Origin of the sequence: Herbiconiux oxytropis (genome assembly GCF_024979315.1) — a bacterium.
Classification (GTDB): Bacteria; Actinomycetota; Actinomycetes; order Actinomycetales; family Microbacteriaceae; genus Herbiconiux; species Herbiconiux oxytropis.
Map to the genome: position 1 here is coordinate 176,689 of NZ_JANLCK010000007.1, position 15,768 is coordinate 192,456.

17 protein-coding genes are annotated in these 15,768 nt (G+C 69.5%); 4 read left to right on the plus strand and 13 right to left on the minus strand.

The window, feature by feature from the left end; translation table 11 throughout:
- Positions 1-80: 80 nt before the first annotated feature.
- Both N1028_RS13770 and N1028_RS13775 read left to right on the plus strand, forming a co-directional pair.
- Complete coding sequence (locus tag N1028_RS13770; protein WP_259529908.1) at positions 81-620, plus strand: hypothetical protein; 540 nt, start codon at positions 81-83, stop codon at positions 618-620.
- 17 nt (positions 621-637) lie between these two features.
- Positions 638-1,219 carry an RES family NAD+ phosphorylase gene (locus N1028_RS13775; RefSeq protein ID WP_259529909.1) on the plus strand — a complete coding sequence of 194 codons (582 nt, stop codon included), beginning with the start codon at positions 638-640 and terminating at the stop codon, positions 1,217-1,219.
- A gap of 124 nt (positions 1,220-1,343) precedes the next feature.
- Here N1028_RS13775 and N1028_RS13780 read toward each other — a convergent pair whose 3' ends face one another.
- The 5 genes from N1028_RS13780 to N1028_RS13800 all read right to left on the minus strand — a co-directional run bounded on the left by N1028_RS13780 (position 1,344) and on the right by N1028_RS13800 (position 8,030).
- On the minus strand, positions 1,344-3,989 hold the full coding sequence (locus N1028_RS13780) for a cell wall-binding repeat-containing protein (RefSeq protein ID WP_259529910.1): 2,646 nt from the start codon (positions 3,987-3,989) through the stop codon (positions 1,344-1,346).
- Positions 3,990-4,020: 31 nt separating this feature from the next.
- On the minus strand, positions 4,021-6,357 hold the full coding sequence (locus N1028_RS13785; RefSeq protein ID WP_259529911.1) for a beta-L-arabinofuranosidase domain-containing protein: 2,337 nt from the start codon (positions 6,355-6,357) through the stop codon (positions 4,021-4,023).
- A 127-nt stretch (positions 6,358-6,484) separates the two neighbouring features.
- A complete protein-coding gene (gene tatC / locus N1028_RS13790; RefSeq protein ID WP_259529913.1) occupies positions 6,485-7,309 on the minus strand; it encodes a twin-arginine translocase subunit TatC in 825 nt (274 codons plus the stop codon).
- Positions 7,309-7,647 (minus strand): Sec-independent protein translocase subunit TatA, encoded by a 339-nt coding sequence (tatA, locus tag N1028_RS13795; protein WP_259529915.1) that lies wholly within the window; start codon positions 7,645-7,647, stop codon positions 7,309-7,311. Before tatA ends, tatC begins: the two co-directional genes overlap by 1 nt.
- 44 nt (positions 7,648-7,691) lie before the next feature.
- Positions 7,692-8,030 (minus strand): Sec-independent protein translocase family protein, encoded by a 339-nt coding sequence (locus tag N1028_RS13800; protein ID WP_259529916.1) that lies wholly within the window; start codon positions 8,028-8,030, stop codon positions 7,692-7,694.
- A gap of 446 nt (positions 8,031-8,476) precedes the next feature.
- Between N1028_RS13800 and N1028_RS13805 the strand changes: the two genes are divergently transcribed.
- Both N1028_RS13805 and N1028_RS19830 read left to right on the plus strand, forming a co-directional pair.
- Positions 8,477-8,749 (plus strand): hypothetical protein, encoded by a 273-nt coding sequence (locus tag N1028_RS13805; protein WP_259529918.1) that lies wholly within the window; start codon positions 8,477-8,479, stop codon positions 8,747-8,749.
- Positions 8,750-8,756: 7 nt separating this feature from the next.
- Positions 8,757-9,041 (plus strand): DUF8817 family protein, encoded by a 285-nt coding sequence (locus N1028_RS19830; protein WP_510727681.1) that lies wholly within the window; start codon positions 8,757-8,759, stop codon positions 9,039-9,041.
- Here N1028_RS19830 and N1028_RS13815 read toward each other — a convergent pair.
- The 8 genes from N1028_RS13815 to N1028_RS13850 form a co-directional block, all read right to left on the minus strand.
- Positions 9,025-9,483, minus strand: coding sequence for a hypothetical protein (locus N1028_RS13815; RefSeq protein ID WP_259529922.1), 459 nt, complete (start codon positions 9,481-9,483; stop codon positions 9,025-9,027). The genes N1028_RS19830 and N1028_RS13815 overlap by 17 nt on opposite strands.
- Before the next feature lie 3 nt (positions 9,484-9,486).
- Positions 9,487-9,951 carry an SRPBCC family protein gene (locus N1028_RS13820; protein ID WP_259529924.1) on the minus strand — a complete coding sequence of 155 codons (465 nt, stop codon included), beginning with the start codon at positions 9,949-9,951 and terminating at the stop codon, positions 9,487-9,489.
- A 4-nt stretch (positions 9,952-9,955) separates the two neighbouring features.
- Positions 9,956-10,123 (minus strand): hypothetical protein, encoded by a 168-nt coding sequence (locus N1028_RS13825; protein ID WP_259529925.1) that lies wholly within the window; start codon positions 10,121-10,123, stop codon positions 9,956-9,958.
- 98 nt (positions 10,124-10,221) lie between these two features.
- Positions 10,222-10,881 (minus strand): methionine ABC transporter permease, encoded by a 660-nt coding sequence (locus N1028_RS13830; protein ID WP_259529927.1) that lies wholly within the window; start codon positions 10,879-10,881, stop codon positions 10,222-10,224.
- The gene (locus tag N1028_RS13835; RefSeq protein ID WP_259529929.1) at positions 10,874-11,932 is read right to left on the minus strand and encodes a methionine ABC transporter ATP-binding protein; all 1,059 of its coding nucleotides are present in this window, start codon (positions 11,930-11,932) and stop codon (positions 10,874-10,876) included. The genes N1028_RS13830 and N1028_RS13835 overlap by 8 nt, the downstream gene beginning before the upstream one ends.
- A gap of 6 nt (positions 11,933-11,938) precedes the next feature.
- A complete protein-coding gene (locus N1028_RS13840; RefSeq protein WP_259529931.1) occupies positions 11,939-12,844 on the minus strand; it encodes a MetQ/NlpA family ABC transporter substrate-binding protein in 906 nt (301 codons plus the stop codon).
- 99 nt (positions 12,845-12,943) lie between these two features.
- Positions 12,944-13,957, minus strand: a complete 1,014-nt coding sequence (locus N1028_RS13845) for a GNAT family N-acetyltransferase (protein WP_259529933.1) — start codon at positions 13,955-13,957, stop codon at positions 12,944-12,946.
- Positions 13,957-15,753 carry an ABC transporter substrate-binding protein gene (locus N1028_RS13850; protein ID WP_259529935.1) on the minus strand — a complete coding sequence of 599 codons (1,797 nt, stop codon included), beginning with the start codon at positions 15,751-15,753 and terminating at the stop codon, positions 13,957-13,959. The genes N1028_RS13845 and N1028_RS13850 overlap by 1 nt, the downstream gene beginning before the upstream one ends.
- Between the last annotated feature and the right edge of the window lie 15 nt (positions 15,754-15,768).

The following is a 15,768-nucleotide window of genomic DNA, read 5'->3' on the forward strand; positions in this document are numbered from 1 at the left end:
GGTTGCTTGACGGCCTTGACGCACCGTTCTAGCCTGTACTTGACGACCTTGACGACGTTGACGGAAAAAGGAGGGTTCTGATGGCTCAGCAGGCGCCTGCCGATTTCAGTCATGACGTGGCCCAGGCCGTGGAGCGCCGGCTACGAGCACTCGGCGACGACAAAGTGCGTGGACTAGCAAGCATCCTTACTCCCGACCAGGCGGCGGAGGCCATGCTGCGCCCCCTCCCGGTGGCGCAGGTGTCGAGTCCGGTGAACCGTGTTGTCGGACCGTTCTACACGACCGCCAGCCTCACTGCCCTGCGCAAAGTCACTCGCGAAGCGATTCGCCAGGCGTCGGCTCGAGGAGACATCCTGCGCCTGTGGACAAGCGATGCCAAGGCGGTCTTTCCGGCGTTCCAATTCGGGCCTCGCGGCGAACTCCTCCCTGGCCTCCGGGCTGTTCTCGACGTCCTCGCCGAGGGCCACGAGGATCCGTGGCTCTGGGCCCAGTGGCTGACCGGTCGACGGTTTACCGAGTCATCCGACCGTCCTCCGACGAATGCCGAACTCCTCCGAGCCGGCCAGACTCCAGCCGTGCTCGAGCAAGCTCGCCGCACTGCAGCCGCTTGGGCCGCGTGAGCCGTCAACCTGCGCCCGTGCCCGGTCAGGATCTCTCGGGCTTTCCCACCGAGGTCCTGCACGAGGGCAGGAACGTTCATCGGTCGCATCATCCGGATTTCGATCCGTGTTTCTTCAACGGCACTCCTGATTCCCGCTTCAACCTCACCGACGGCCGTGGCACGTGCTACGTCGCCGACGACATCGTGACCGCGGTGCGAGAAAAGTTGCGTGAACATGTCCTCGGTCAGGGGATCGTGCCGGCCGGCTTTGCGAATTCGTTCGTCGTCTCGACCATTCGCATTGATCGTTCCTTCACCTGCGCAGACGTCGGCAGTCCTGACTCGTTGCCGCACAAAGTGACTCGGATGCTCGCCACCATGGACGACTACGAGGTTCCGCAGCGATGGGCCGCCACCTTCGATGCCGCAGGTTTCGAAGGCATCCGCTACGGCTCGAGCTACACGAACGGCCCCGACACGGCGTGGGCGCTCTTCGGTGACGAGGGGGAGCGCCGTTTCGGCGAGGAGATCGAATCCCTTCCGGGTGCCGCCGCGTGCTCTGGTGCCGGAATCGAGGTCTACGGTCTCCCGCACTCCGATGAACTCGAGACGATCTAGTCGGCGCCACCCGCGGTGATGGCGTACCTGGTGCTGCGGCTGCGAGTCGGCGGGCTGACAGGGAAGCGGAACGGCACCGGACCCGTGAGGATCCGGTGCCGTCCGCGGTGCGGGGCGGTGCGCGCTACGGCGTGCAGGCCTCCAGCTCCGCGACCGCCTCGCCGAGGGTGGCGGTGCCGCCGAGCAGCGTCACCTCCGTGGCGCCGAGCGCCTCGATCTGCGCGAGCGTCTCAGCCGGGATGCAGGTTCCCGGCACGGTGAACAGCGGCGCGTCGATCCGCGGGGCGTACGCCGATCCCGACAGGGCGTCGGGGAACTTCTGACCGGTCGCGAGCAGCACGTGCTCGGCCTCGGTGAAGAAGTGGGCGTTGATCGTGCGCGACGCCTCGTACCGGTCGGCCCCACCGAGCCGCACGGTCTCCGCGATCTTCGCGGCAGAGGCCTCGATGCCGGCCGAGACGGATGCCTCACCACCGGCCACCACGATCTGCTCGACGCCGAGGCGCTTCAGCAGTCGCGTGGTCGCCGCATCGAGCGACGATCCCGCCTTGACGAGCAGCACCGGTCCGCGGCCGTCGACCGCCGCACCGGCCGACAGGGCGTCGGCGAACGTCGTGCCGTTGGCCAGGACCGCGACCTCGGCTCCCCGGGGGAAGGCCGCCGCCGCGATGTTCCGTGACGCCTCGTACCGGTCGGCGCCGCCGATCCGCACGGTCGTGCCGAGTTTCTTGAGCGCCGACTCCACCGAGCGGCTCACCGTCGACGTGCCGCCGACGATGACGATCCGCGAGGCGCCGAGGCGCTCGATCTCGGCCTTCACGCCCGCCGGCAGGGTCGCCGCCGTGGTCAGCAGGATCGGGGCCCCGGCCACCGTGGCCGCAGGAGCCGCCGACAGCGCATCCGGGAACACCGCTCCGGAGGCGACGTAGACGGTGTCGGAACCGTCCGGGAAGCCCGCGCGGGAGGTGTTGATCGAGACCTCGTAGCGGTCGGCGCCCGCCAGGCGGTCCACCTCCACCTCGGGGTCGCCGCCCGGCTCGGCGGCCGGCAGGGTGATCGTCTGCGTCTCCTCCTCGTTGCCCGCGGCATCCTGCGTGCGGATGTGCACGTAGCGCGCCGCCTCGGTCAGCTGCACCGAGAAGGGCTCCTCGTAGGTGGCGTACATGTTGTTCTCCTCACCGGTGGGGGAGGGATCGGGTCCGTCCGACCACACGGTGCGCGCGACCCCCGAGCCGGGCTCGGCGTCGGTGGGCGCGAGCGTGACGGTCGCCGACGAGCCGTCGACCACGATCTCGTGGCCGGTGACCGGCGCCACGGTGTCGATCTTCACGGAGGCGTCGCGGGAGCCCACGGCGCCGTCCTCCGCGGTGGCTCTGGCGGTGACGGTCACGTCGCCCTGGCCCTCCACGGCGAAGGGACCGTCGTAGGCGCGCCAGGTGGTGCCGCCGTCGAGGCTGACCTCGATGCTCGCGACCGGGCTCGCCGTCTCCTGAGCGGCCACCGTGGCGGTGGGCGCCGTGGTGTACCAGCCGGATCCCGCGGGCACCGCGTCGAACGCGATGGTGACGATGGGGTCGGTCTGGCTGAGCGCCTCGATCACGAACACCGTCGCGATGGCACCGCCCTCGAAGCCCTCGACCGTGCCCGCCACATCGAACACCGACTCGGGGTCGGCGTAGGCGGCGGGATCGATGGCGTCCCAGGTCACCGGCACGGTGCTGCTCGCGGTGCCGTCGTCGTAGACCGCGAACACCGTGCGCGGCAGCTCGGGCGCGGTGCCCGGCTGCGTCATCGTGGTGGCGTACTCGACCGACTCGATGGCATCCGAGAGCTCGTCGGCCACGTGGACCGTGGCGGTGACGGGCTGTGACTCGTAGCCCTCGAGGTCGCCCTCCACCGTGAAGGTACCGGCCGCGGCGTAGGAGCCTGCGTCGACCGCCTGCCAGGTCGCCGCGACGTAGTGCAGAGGCCCGTTCTCGTCGATCACCCACACCTCGCCGGGCAGCTCGGGGGCTGTGCCTGGCGTGGTGCGCGCCGCGACGTCCTCGGCCAGGATGTAGTCCTCCGGCGACTCGGGCTCGGGCTCCGGCTCGGGCACCGTGATGCCCGTCACCTCCCACTCGATGGTGCTCGTCGCCGCCCGGCTGCCGCCGACGTCGGCGCGCGTGAGCGAGAGGCGGAGCCCCTTCGTGGTCACGGCGTCGAACGAGGCGCTGACCGCGGGGAGGGAGGAGACGGGGTTCGCCTCGTCGAGCTCCGGCACGGGGTAGGCGAGCGCCTCACCCGTGACCGGCGCCCACTCGCCGTCGTCGCCGAGGTACTCGAGCGACCACGCGGCCGGGATGCGCACCCCGCCATCCCCGGTCAGGTGGTTCTGCCACAGGTAGACGGCGGAGGAGGAGACCTTCACCGGAGCGGCCCAGGTGTAGGTCGCCACGTCGGCCTCGGGATTCGCCGGGTCGCCCCAGGTGCCCCACATGCCCGTGTAGCTGTTGGTCGCCTCGTTCTTGCCGTCGTTGAGCGCCGCCGCCGAGTTCCAGCCTGTGACGTAGCTCACCTCGAGATCGGGGGCGTTGGGGTTGTCGGGCGACTCGAGCGCCACGTTCGTGGGCTGCGGCTCCTCGGCCGCGGGCCCGTCGGAGGGGGAGCCGAAGGCCGCCGGAGCCGTGATCGCGGCCGACAGCGCGAGCGCCGCCGCCGCGACCACCGCCGTCGAACGCGCCGCGAAGGAGCGCGTGCGCCACCTTCGCCTGATTGTCGTGTCTGTCATGATCGTGCCTTTCTGCTGCGATGTCGCGGGTCTAGGAGTCGATGGGTGCGCGGCCGGCGGCGAGCAGCACCTTCTGGCGGTCGCGGGCCGAGAGAAGCCCCGAGTCGACGAACGACTGCGAGACGCTCCGCACGGCCTCGATGAAGGCGTTGCGGTCGGCGAAGGGGGCCTTCGCCCAGACCTCATCGAGCAGTGACCCACCCTGCGTGCGCTTGGGGTTGGCCACCCCGGCGCTCCGGCCGGCGAAGACCACCGTGGGCTCGGAACGCTCGAAGTACATGTGGTACTGCACGTCCTTGCCGTTGTAGGCGGGCTCGAACACGCGGCCGTCGATCACGAACACGTTGTTCGGCTCCTGCGTGACCCCGCGGCTGATCGACCCGTCCAGACCCTGGCGCGCGAACAGCGACACCTTCAGGTACTTCGTCGACGGATCGACCGCCGTCAGCACGGTCGGCCCGTAGACGAGGGCCTGGATGTCGGCGCGGTCCGGCGTGGGCTCCGTGCGGAGCGCCAGCGGCACCCGCACCGTGATCGTGTCGCCCTTCTTCCAGTCGTGGGTGAGCGGCACGTAGCTGCCTGGCGTGTTCGCGGTGCCCGTGGGCACGCCGTTGATCGCGATCTCGGCACCCCCGGTCACCCAGGCCGGCACCCGCACGTTGATCGTCAGCGCACCCTGGGGCGCCTGGTCGATCGTGAGGGTGGAGGTGTCGCTCTCGGGGTAGGAGGAGGCCTGCGTGAGCACGAGGCCCATCTCCTCCCAGGTGAGGGTGGAGGCGATGTAGAGGTTCACGAACAGCGCCGACGCGTCCTTGGCGCGCAGGTAGATCGTGTCCTGGTACTTCACGTGGCTCTCGAGCGCGGTGCCGCCGCAGCAGGTGCCGATGTTGCCGTTCCCGTACTCCTTCCGTGTGCCCGGATTGACCGGGAACATGTAGCAGTTCTCCGGCCCGGTGGTCGACTCCCGGTTGCGGCGCCCGCCCAGGATGTGGTTCAGCACCGTGCGCTCGTAATAGTCCATGTACTTCGTGTCCTGCTCGTTCATGAACAGGTAGCGCGCGACCTTCAGCATGTTGTAGGCGGCGCACGACTCGGCGTTCCGCGGGCCGATGTCGCCCGCCACCGCGCCCGCCGGCCCCCACAGCTCCCCCTCGCCGGTGCCGCCGTGCGCGTAGGTGCGCCCGGGCACGACCATGTCGAACATGTTCCGCACCCCGTCGATCAGGCGCTGCTCGCCGGTCTGGTTGTAGAGCTTGATGTAGCCCACGAAGGTCGGGATGTACTGGTTGGCGTGGCGGCCGTTCAGCGTGTCCTCGCCGGCGGCGCAGGCGTCGACGAAGGCGTCGTAGGTGAACAGGTTGGCGGCGTCGAGGAACTCCTGCTTCTTGGCGTCGTTCGAGCGCCAGTAGAGCTGCACGAGCACGTCGTTCATGCCGCCGCACTCGCCGGCGATGTAGGAGGCCCACATCTTCTGCCGCTGCTCGGCCGTGGTCTTCGCGAGCCGGGAGTGCACCCAGTGCCCGATGCCCTCGGCGAGCTTCAGCGCCTGCTCGTTGCCCACGTAGGCGTGCGCGTCGAGCAGCCCCGCCACGATCTTGTGCAGCGTGTAATAGGGAGCCCAGATCTCGCCGTAGGGCGCGAAGGCCTCGAGCGCCGAGAACTGCCACTCGCCGTAGGCCGAGAGGAACCCCGGGTGCGAGTAGCGCGGTGCGCCGTTGTGGGTCTGCGCCGCGAGCGCCGCCCGGCACTCCTCGAGCCCGGCCACGAACGCGTTGACCTTGTCGGCCAGCGCCGCTTCACCTGTCGAGGCGTACGCCATCGAGAGTCCGCTGAGGAAGTGCCCGCCGTAGTGTCCCCTGAGCAGTCCGCCGGCTCCGGCCGTGTTCTGGCCGCGGGTGTATTCGGCGGGGCCCCAGCGCTGGGCATCCGGATTCGGGCCGTACTCCTCCCAGCCGCCCGGCGGGCGCGCACCCTTCGTGTCGATGCCGGCGTTCCGGCGGTAGACGGCGAGCAGCGCGTCGACCGAGTAGGCCCGGTTGAGGATGAGCGCCTGCTGCTGCGCGCGCGTGAAGACGCTCTGGCCGAGGGTGACGGCGCTGAGCGGGAACGGGTTGAGGCTCCAGCTCTCGGGGTACACCTCCTTGGCCGCGGCGCGCACGGTGCGAGCCGGATGCGTCGCTCCCGCTCGGTGGAAAGCGCTGCGCGGGCCTGCCGCCACGGCGCTCGCCGCTGCGCCCGCCGGCTGGGCCGACGCGGGGGCCGCCTGGCCGGGATTGAGCACGCGGGTCGCCACGGCGATGCCGCCGAGAGCGGCGCCGCCGCCGAGCAGTCGTCGCCTGGTGAGCGCGACTCCTTTGTCACCTGTCATGGTCGTGTTTCCTTCTCTTCTGGGTGATGCGGATCTGAGGGTTCGGTGGCGCTCCTGCGGTCATCCGGGCGCGCCGGAGGCACCGGGCGCCGGGGGCGCGCGGCCGGGTGACAGCGGGAGAGCGGTGCTAGGCGGCGATCAGCCGCGAGTAGGTGCCGCGCTCGATCGACCGGGCGAGCCGCCGGTCGTGGAGCAGGCAGATGGCGGTCGCCGCGAGGTAGAGCGCGGCGATGGGGGTGGCGAGGGCGAGCATGGTGGGCACGTCACCCGTGGGGGTCGCGACCGCGGCGAACACCGTCGCGGCCACGATCGACCAGCGCCAGTGGCTGAGCCAGGCGCTGCCGCCGACGAGCCCGATCCTGGTCAGCAGCACCATGGCGAGCGGCAGGAGGAACGCGGCTCCGAAGGCGGCCGCCATGCGCATCACGAACGCGAAGTAGACGTCGGCGTTGACGAGCGTGGCCGTGCCCGCCGGCGCCAGTTCGCTGAACAGCGACAGGGCGCTCGGGATGATGAGCCACGCCACGGTGACCCCGGCCAGGAACAGCGGCAGCCCGGCGGCCAGGAACGCCACCACGGCGAACCGCTCGCGGCGCTTCAGTCCGGGCCAGGCGAACGCGATCGCCTGGTAGGCGGTCCACGGCGCGGTGAGGACGAGCCCGATCACGAGCGACACCTGCACCCGCACGTCGAGCGACGAGGTCACCGTGCTGAACGTGAGGGTGAACTGGTGGCCGGAGGCCGCGGCGGCCTGCCTGATCGGATCCTGGAACACCGCGAAGAGGGGCTCGTAGAGGTACCAGCCCGCGACGCAGCCGAGGGCTATCCCGACGGCCACCAGCAGGAGCCGCTTGCGCAGCTCGACGAGGTGCTCGCGCAGGGGGACGCTCGCATCCTCCCGGCTGCGCGAGGAGGGCGACCGCCACCGCAGCGCGTGCGCTGCGAGGGCCATCAGGCGCGTTCGCCGGCGGCGACGGGGACCGCGGCCGGCGTGGTCACCGGCTCGTGCAGGGCTGCCGCAGCAGGGGCGGCGGCAGCGGCTGGCGCGGCGGCGGCAGCGGCCGGCACGGGCGCGGCCTGCGAGACGGCGACCGCAGCCGGGGCCGTCTCGCGCTCGGCGTCGTCGTCACCCGTCTTGTCCTTCTCGGTGAGGTCCTTGATCTCCTTGCGGAAGATGCGCAGCGACTGCCCGATCCCGCGGGCGAGATCGGGGAGCTTCTTCGCGCCGAAGATGAGCAGGATGATCGCGAGGATCAGGATGAGTTCTGCGGGGCGCAGGTTGAAGGGCATGGTGACTCCTTTGTCGTTGTGAGGGGGATGGTTGAGGGGGTGGTTCAGTGGCCGGCGGGCTGGTGGGCGGGCTGCTCGGCTGCCTCGGGCATCGGCGGTGGCTGGGCCACGAACGTCGACGGCAGCTCGGGCTCGTCCTCCTCGAGGGCCTCGCGGAGCGCGGAGCGCGGATCCAGGTTCTTGATGTCGTCGAGGCCGAGCTGGGAGCGATGTTCGGCCCAGGCCTCGGTCACGGTCTGCGACGTGCCCTGGAGCAGCTGGCGAGCCGAGCGGATGCGCGACTTCACCTCGCGGAGAAGGCCCGCCACGCGGCGAGGGCCCGCGACTCCCAACAGGATGGCGATCAGCACGAAGGCTTCGCCGAGTGATACGTCGAACAGCACTGTTCGGTCCTTTCAGGGCGCATCGGGGAGTTGGGATCCAAGGTTCGAATCCCCGCTCAAGGCTCCCCGAATTGCTCATGTGATCGCTCACATGAACCGCTCTGCAGAGAGGCTAAGGGCCATCCTTCACGCGTGTCAAGCAGTAATTCGACACGTGCAGAAATGGGTGGAGATGTCGTCTCCGGGTCAGCTCGGGGTGGCGCGTCGCGGGGTGGATCTTCCGGTCGAGTCGTCTCCCGCGTCCGCTTCGCGGACGCCCGCCAGGCCCGGGCCAACAACTCGACCGGAAGACCCACCCCGCGACGCACCGGTCTGCGCAGGCGGTGGGTCTCCGCGTTTCAAGGGTCCGGCGGGGTTGGGCGCGACCGATCGCGACGAGTTCTGCACACGCGCGAATCTTCTGCAAGGGGGAGGCGGTGTCGGTGGTGAGGCGTACTGTCGAAGACATGATCGAGACCCCGACCGAGCGCCTGCTGGGCATCCAGCGCCTGCAGCGTGCGGGCTCCATTCTGCTCGTTCTCGGTGTGCTGGCGCTCCTCGGTGGTCTCTGGCTCCTCACCACCACGCATGCCGGCCCGCTGGCGGGCATAGCGCTGGCGTTCGCCCTCATCGGGGCCGGCATCGACCGCCGCCTCACCGCCCACCGTCGCCGCCAGCGCTTCGACATCGAGCTCGAGTACGAGCTGCTCTCCCGGCCCTCGCTCACCTCGAACCCGTAGCCGCTTTCTGGCACGATCGGGGCATGGTCGCAGCCTCGATCTCAGCCGAGGCGCCCTCCAGCTCGAGTTCTTCCCCGCACCCTCGCTCGACCCGCTCGCGAGCAGCTTCATGTGCTGCCTCCGAGTCGCCGACGTCGACGAGCTCTACGAGGCGATCCGCGCGTCCGGCGTGCCGGAGGCCTCGACGGGCATGCCCCGTCTCCACGCGGTGCGCCTGCAGGACTGGGGCCTCCGGGCGGGCTTCCTGATCGACCCCGACGGAACCCAGCTCACCCTCATCGAGCAGCGCTAGCGGATCCGTCCTCCGACCGGCTCTCCTGCAGAAGGCGCAGCGTGCGTCGGTTCAGGCTGAGGTTGCTGAGGCCCGTCACCAGGAAGAAGGCCACGAAGAGCAGCCGCCACCCGTTCTGGCTGACGATGGCGACGACGCCTGCGGCGATCATGCCCACCCACAGGATGCTGCCGACGATCGACAGCACGCGAAGTCGCCGGATCTGCTGCTGCAGCGATGGCGTCGCATCCGGCGGCCACGGTTCGTGCCACGACCGCCGATGGAGCCAGACGGTCCCGACCGACAGCACGATTGTCGCGGCGACCAGCACGAACGCGCCGAGGATGCTCCAGGGTGGGTTGGCGAGCAGGAAGCCTCCCACGACGGCAACGACGAGCGACCCGGCGATCGCCAGCCACCCGGCCACGCGCGGGCTCAGCCGATCATTCCCGGAGCCGGCCATCGGCTACCCCGTCGCGGGTGCGATCGAAGGCCCGGCCAGGAATGCGCCACGCTCGGCGATGAGGCGGCGCAGGTAGGGCTCGAGCACGAGCTTCTCCGCCACGCGGCCGAGGGGGCCGAGCGGTGCGGCGAAGCGGATGCGATCGATCATCACGGAACCCGAGTCGGCCGGTTCGAACACGTGCTCGTGCCGAAACGACGCGAACGGCCCCCGGGTCTGCTCGTCGACGAAGCGGCGCGGAGGCTCGAACTCGGTGATCGCGCTGGTGAGCGAGAAGCGGATCCCGAAGTGGCGAGCGGTCCATGTGACATCCTGGCCGGCCCCGATGAGACCTCGAGTGACACCGCCGACGGCCTCCTCCGCTGAAGCGGCCTGCGACTCCGTGTGGGCGTCGATGCTGCGCGCCAGGTCGAACATCTCCTCGACCGACCTGCTCGACCGGGTCACGCACTCGAACGACGCCACCACAGGCTCACTCCTCTTTCTTGCGCCCGGGCGCCGGGAACGTGATGCCGAGCATCCCCGCCAAGAACAGCACAGCCCCGATCACGTACAACGCCGGCGGCCCGGAGGGTGCCAGCACGAGCATCAGCAGGATGATGAGCCCCAGGATCGCGGCCAATCCGGCGGTCGACTTCATGGTGCTCGCTCCGTTCCGGCGGAGCCCAGGGGCAGGCCGATCTATGTCTGTTCAACAAGTGTTGCACGACGGCCGAGGGGCTCGCGATGCTCACGGGCCTAGCGGCGGAAGGCCTTGCGGGCGAGGAAGTTGCCGAGGAACTGCACGCCCTGCACGAAGATGATGATCACGAGCACGGCCGCCCACGTGACGACCGGTTCGAACTGCCGATAGCCGTACTGGATGGCGAAGGTGCCGAGCCCCCCACCGCCCACGAGCCCTGCCACCGCCGACATGTCGGCGAGCGCCACCACGATGAAGGTGTAGCCCAGGATCAGCGGGCCGAGGGCCTCCGGCAGCACCACCGTGAGGATGATCCGCAGCCGGCTCGCCCCCACGGAACGGGCCGCCTCGATCACTCCGGGCCGCACCGTCATGAGGTTCTGCTCCACGATCCTGCTGATCGCGAAGACGGCCGCGAGTGAGAGCGTGAAGATGATCGCGGTGTTGCCGATGCCGATCCCGACCACGAGCCGGGCCAGCGGCTGGGCAGCCGCCAGGAAGATGATGAACGGGATCGGACGGAACACGTTGACGATGACGTTGAGCACCGCGAACAGCGGCTTGTTCGGGTAGAGGCTGCCCGCGCGGGTGGTGTAGAGCCCGAGCCCCAGGATCAGTCCGCCGACACCGCCGAAGAGGAGGCTGAGCACGACGATGTAGAGGGTCTCGTAGGTCGCGACGCCGAGGCGCGGCAGCAGGGGGACCAGTTCATCCACGATCGGCGCCCTTCGTGTCGGAGCTCGTCGACTCCGTGACCTCGATGGTCTCGGCGAACCGGGCCAGCACGGTGTCGATCGCCGCATCCGCACCGGTGAGCGCGAGGGTGAGGTGACCGAAGGCCTGCCCGCGGATGTCGTTGATGCCGCCGTAGACGAGCTCGAAGCCGATGCCGGCTTGCGCGAGCTCGAGGAACACGGCGCCCTGCGAGCCGCTGCCGTCGCGGAAGCTGAGGGTGACGATGCGCCCGGGGTGCCGCTCCCGCAGCTGCGAGAGCTCGGCGGGGGAGGGCACGCCCCGCACCACGGTGGCCACGAAGCGCTGCGACGAGGCTTCTCTCGGCCGCGAGAACACCTCGAACACGTCGCCCTGCTCCACCACCCGGCCGCGATCCATGACCGCGACCTTGTTGGCGAGCGTCTGGATGACATCCATCTCGTGGGTGATGACGATGATGGTGACGCCGAACTCCTCGTTCACGCGCTTCAGCAGCGACAGCACCTCGTGGGTGGTCTCGGGGTCGAGGGCGCTCGTGGCCTCGTCGGCCAGCAGGATGCGAGGCGACGTGGCGAGCGCGCGCGCGATGCCCACACGCTGCTTCTGGCCGCCAGAGAGCTGCTCGGGGTAATTGCCGGCCTTGTCGGCCAGGCCCACGAACTTCAGCAGCTCGGCCACCCTCCGCTGCAGCTCGGGCTTGGGGGTGCGCGCCACCCGCAACGGGTAGGCCACGTTGTTGAACACCGTCTTGGAGTCGAACAGGTTGAACTGCTGGAAGATCATGCCGATCCCGAGCCGCAGCTTGCGCAGCTCCTTCTCGCCCAGCTTCGACACGTCGACACCATCGATCAGCACGCTGCCCGAGGTCACGGGTTCCAGGGCGTTGATGAGGCGCACGAGCGTGCTCTTGCCCGCACCGGAGTAGCCGATGATGCCGAACACGTCGCCGGCGTCGATATCGAGATCGACGCCGGCGACGGCGGTCACCGGTTCAGAGTTCTTCGAGGCGGCGGGATACGACTTCCGCACGTCCCTCAGGCTGACCAGTGGCATGCGGTGCTAGCCCTGGTGGGCCTTCGTGTCGGCCTCCACGTCGACGAGCGATTCCTCGAGGTCGGCAACCGGGGTCTTCAGCAGCACGGCGGTGCCGCCGGAGACCTCGAGCACGCCGTCGGTGACGGCCGGGGTGTTCTGGTAGATCTCCACGAGCTTCTTGTAGGTCTCGTTGTCCTTGTCCTCCGCCTTGGCCGCGAAGACGTTCACGTAGGGCAGGGCGTTGGGGTCGGAGGGGTCGTCCTGAGCGATGGCATCCTCGGCCTTCAGTCCCGCGTCCTCCACGAAGTCGTTGTTGATGATCGCGGCGGCGACATCGGGCAGCGAGGTGGGGGTGAGAGCGGCGTCGAGCGTGGTGACCTTCACCTTGGAGTTGGCCTCGTCGATGTCGTCGACGGTGGAGAAGATGCTCCCGCCGTCCTTCAGCTCCACCAGGCCGGCCGACTGCAGCACCAGGAGGCCTCGGGCCAGGTTGCTCTCGTCGTTCGGCACGGCGACGGTGTCGCCCTCCTGGATGTCGGCCACGTCGTCGTACTTGGTGGAGTAGAGGCCGAGCGGGTAGATCGCGGTCGCGCCGATGGGGGCGAGGTCCTCGTCGGCCGACACGTTGTACTGGGCGAGGTAGACGATGTGCTGGAACTGGTTGAGGTCGAGCTCGCCCTCGGTGAGGGCGGGGTTGGGCTGCGCGTAGTCGGAGAAGTCGACGATCTCGACCTCGATGCCCTCGTCGGCGGCGGCCTCCTTGTAGACGTCCCAGTAGGGGTCGCTGGCGCCGACGACGCCGATGCGCACGGGTCCCGTCTGCTCGCCGCCCTCACCGGTGTCGGCACCGCTGGGTCCGGCGCAGCCGGCGAGCAGAGCGATGAGGGGGAGTGCTGCGGCGGCCGCGAGGGCCTTGGTGCGGATGGTCATGATGGTGCCTCTCTCTTGGTGCGTGCCCACGATAGGCACGCTCCACCGGATGACTCGGGCCGGTCGTAACAGAAGGGAACAGTGCGTCCCGGTCAGCCGTCACGGCACCGTGAGCGACCAGGCCGCGTTGTGGTGGAGGGTGCGGTAGCCGAGGGCGTCGTAGAGGGCGGCGGCGTCGTGCTCGTTCGCGGTGTCGACCCCCAGGGAGGCGGCGGGGAGCCCGGCCTCGAGGGCCGCGTGCCACACGTGAGCCAGCAGCAGCCGCGCGATCCCGCGGCGCCGCCACGGTGCCCGCACGCCGATGTAATCGGTGTGCGCGTTGACCTCTCGGTGGCCGAGGGCGTCGTCGGTGTAGTTGGAGCCGAGGGCGTAGCCCGCGACCTGCACGCCGCCCAGCACACCCCCGCCCGCCACCACCGGATCGTCGGCCCCGGCGAGCGCGGCGAAGGAGAAGCGCGGCTCGAACACGGGCCCCGCGAGGTGGTGCCGCCAGGCGGCCTCGTCTTTGCTGAGTTCGCCGAAGTGGTGCAGGAACGTCTCGTGCTGAGCCTGCCGCACGAGTTCGCCGAGTCCCCGCGCCTCCACCTCGGCCCACCCCAGCACCGTGATGCCGGGCACCGACGGCAGCGCGGCATCCGTCACCGCCACCGCACGACGCTTGCCCCAGAATGATGCCTCGATCCCGAAGCCCGCCGCGGCCAACGCCGCCGACAACGGCGACGGATCGACCGTCGAGAACACCCGCAGCGACCGCTTCGAGGGTGCCGACTCCGTGAACCCGGCCACGAGCGCCGCGACAGCCGCGGCCGCGAGCCCCTCGGGCGCGTCGTCGCCGATCCCCGCCCCCGCGTTCACGACCGACGAGTCGTCCGCCGCCTCGTAGAGCACGGTGTATCCGCCGATGTCGCCGCTCGCATCCCGCAGCACCAGGCTGTGCGAGGGCACGCTGTGCGCGAAGACGTCGGCCACTCCCGCAGCCGTGGCCGGGAACTTGCGCCCGTGCGAGGGCACCGCGTCGATGAACGCCGCGAGGGCGGGGTGGTGGGCCGCTCGCACCGGCTCGGCCCACCACCCCTCGGGGAGCCGGGACTCCAGAAGACCGGCATCCGTCATCAGTCGACCACCTGCAACGAAGCCCAGTCGGGGCCGTTGCCGAGGCTCTGCCAGGTCCAGTTGGCGACCCGGTCGGAGGAGGGGAACACACGGATGGTCTCGAACAGCGGGATCCAGGCCACGTCCTCGCTCGCGATCCGGTTGGCCTCCTGCCAGAACGGCTCGGCGGCTTCGGCCGTGGGCGCCGCGAAGGCCTTCTCGACCTCGGCGTTCAGCGCATCGCTGTGGTAGTTCACACCGTTCCACACATAGCCCGGGTTGAACTCCGAGTTGAGCCAGCCGCCTACGATCATGCGCGATCCGTTGCCCTGCCAGTCGGGGGAGTAACCGCCCTGCGCGATGTCCCACTGACCGCGCTTTGCCGGATCCTCGAGGCTCGCCGCGTAGTCGGCCGCGGGGATCGGCACGAGATCGATCGTGATGCCGGCGCGCGCCACCGACGACTGCACCGAGGTGAAGATCGCCTCGTTCTCGGGCGAGACGCGGTAGGCGAGTTTGAGCGACAGATCCGGGTAGCCGGCCTCCTTCAGCAGCTCGCGCGCCTTCTCCGGGTCGCCCTCGTCGCCCTCGGTCGCGAAGTAGTCGATGTCGTTGTAGCCGAGCAGAGTGCTGGTGAGGATCTCGCTCCGAGCCTGGGCCGACACCTCGCCGCCCCGGCCGCGCACGATGTCGGCCTTGTTGATGGCGTACTGAAGCGCCTCGCGCACTCGCAGATCCTTCAGCGCCTCCTGGCCCTCGGTGAGCGGTTCGCTTTCATCCGGGTTGTTGATGCTGATGAAGGTCTGCGATCCGCTCGGCGAGATGTGCAGGTTCTCGGGCTGGGTGTCCTGATAGCTCTGGATGACATGGGCCGGGTAGGGCGAGACGTAGAAGCCGATGTCGACCGTGCCGGTCTGGATGGCCTGTGACACCGCATCCGCCGTGGAGTAGCTGAAGTCGATCTCGAAACGGTCGATGTAGGCCGGCCGTGGATCGCCCTCGTTGTCGTAGCCGTCGACCTTGGTGATCGCGATCGACTGGTTCGGCTCGTAGGACTCGATCTCGTAAGGGCCGCTCGAGACGTAGTTCTGGCGGTACTCCAGGCTGTCGGGGAAGTACTGCGACACGACCTCCTCGGGCAGCGGCGACACGAAGTTGAGCGTGAGCACGTCGAGGAAGTCGTTGGCCGGCTGAGTGAGGGTGATCTGCAGCGTCTTGTCATCGACGGCCGTCAATCCGCTGATCTCGTTCGAGTCGATGAACTCCTTCACGGCGCCGACGTCGCCCACCGGCACCTCGGCCTCGAACTTCTCCCGATACTCCACGAAGCCCTCCAGCAGAGCGTTGTAGTAGGTGATGGCCGACACCTGGTTGTTGGGGTCGGGGAAGCGCTTGATGGCGTAGATGAAGTCGTCGGCCACGATCTCGCGGTCGCTCGCCCCTGAATAGCGGATGCCGTCGCGCAGGTGGAACGTGTAGACGAGCCCGTCGTCGCTCACGTCCCAGCTCTCGGCGAGGTCGGGCACCACGGTGGTGTCCTCCCCGATGCCCTCCGTGCTCCCGGGATAGGTCACGAGCTGGCGGCTGAGCAGGCGCACGACCTGCCAGTCCTCGGTCCAGTAGGCCAGCTGCGTGTCGAGGGCGTTGAAATCCTGGATGGCGCCCACCTTGAGCGTGCCGCCGTACGCGGCCTCGCCCGTCTCCGCCTTCGGTGCCGCACCGGGGTCGGCGCTCACGGGCCCGGTGCACGCGGAGACGAGGAGGGCCGCGGCGCCGAGCACGGCTCCGGCTGCGAGGAGTCTTCGGGGGAGGTTCATGCTGTGTTCCTTTCG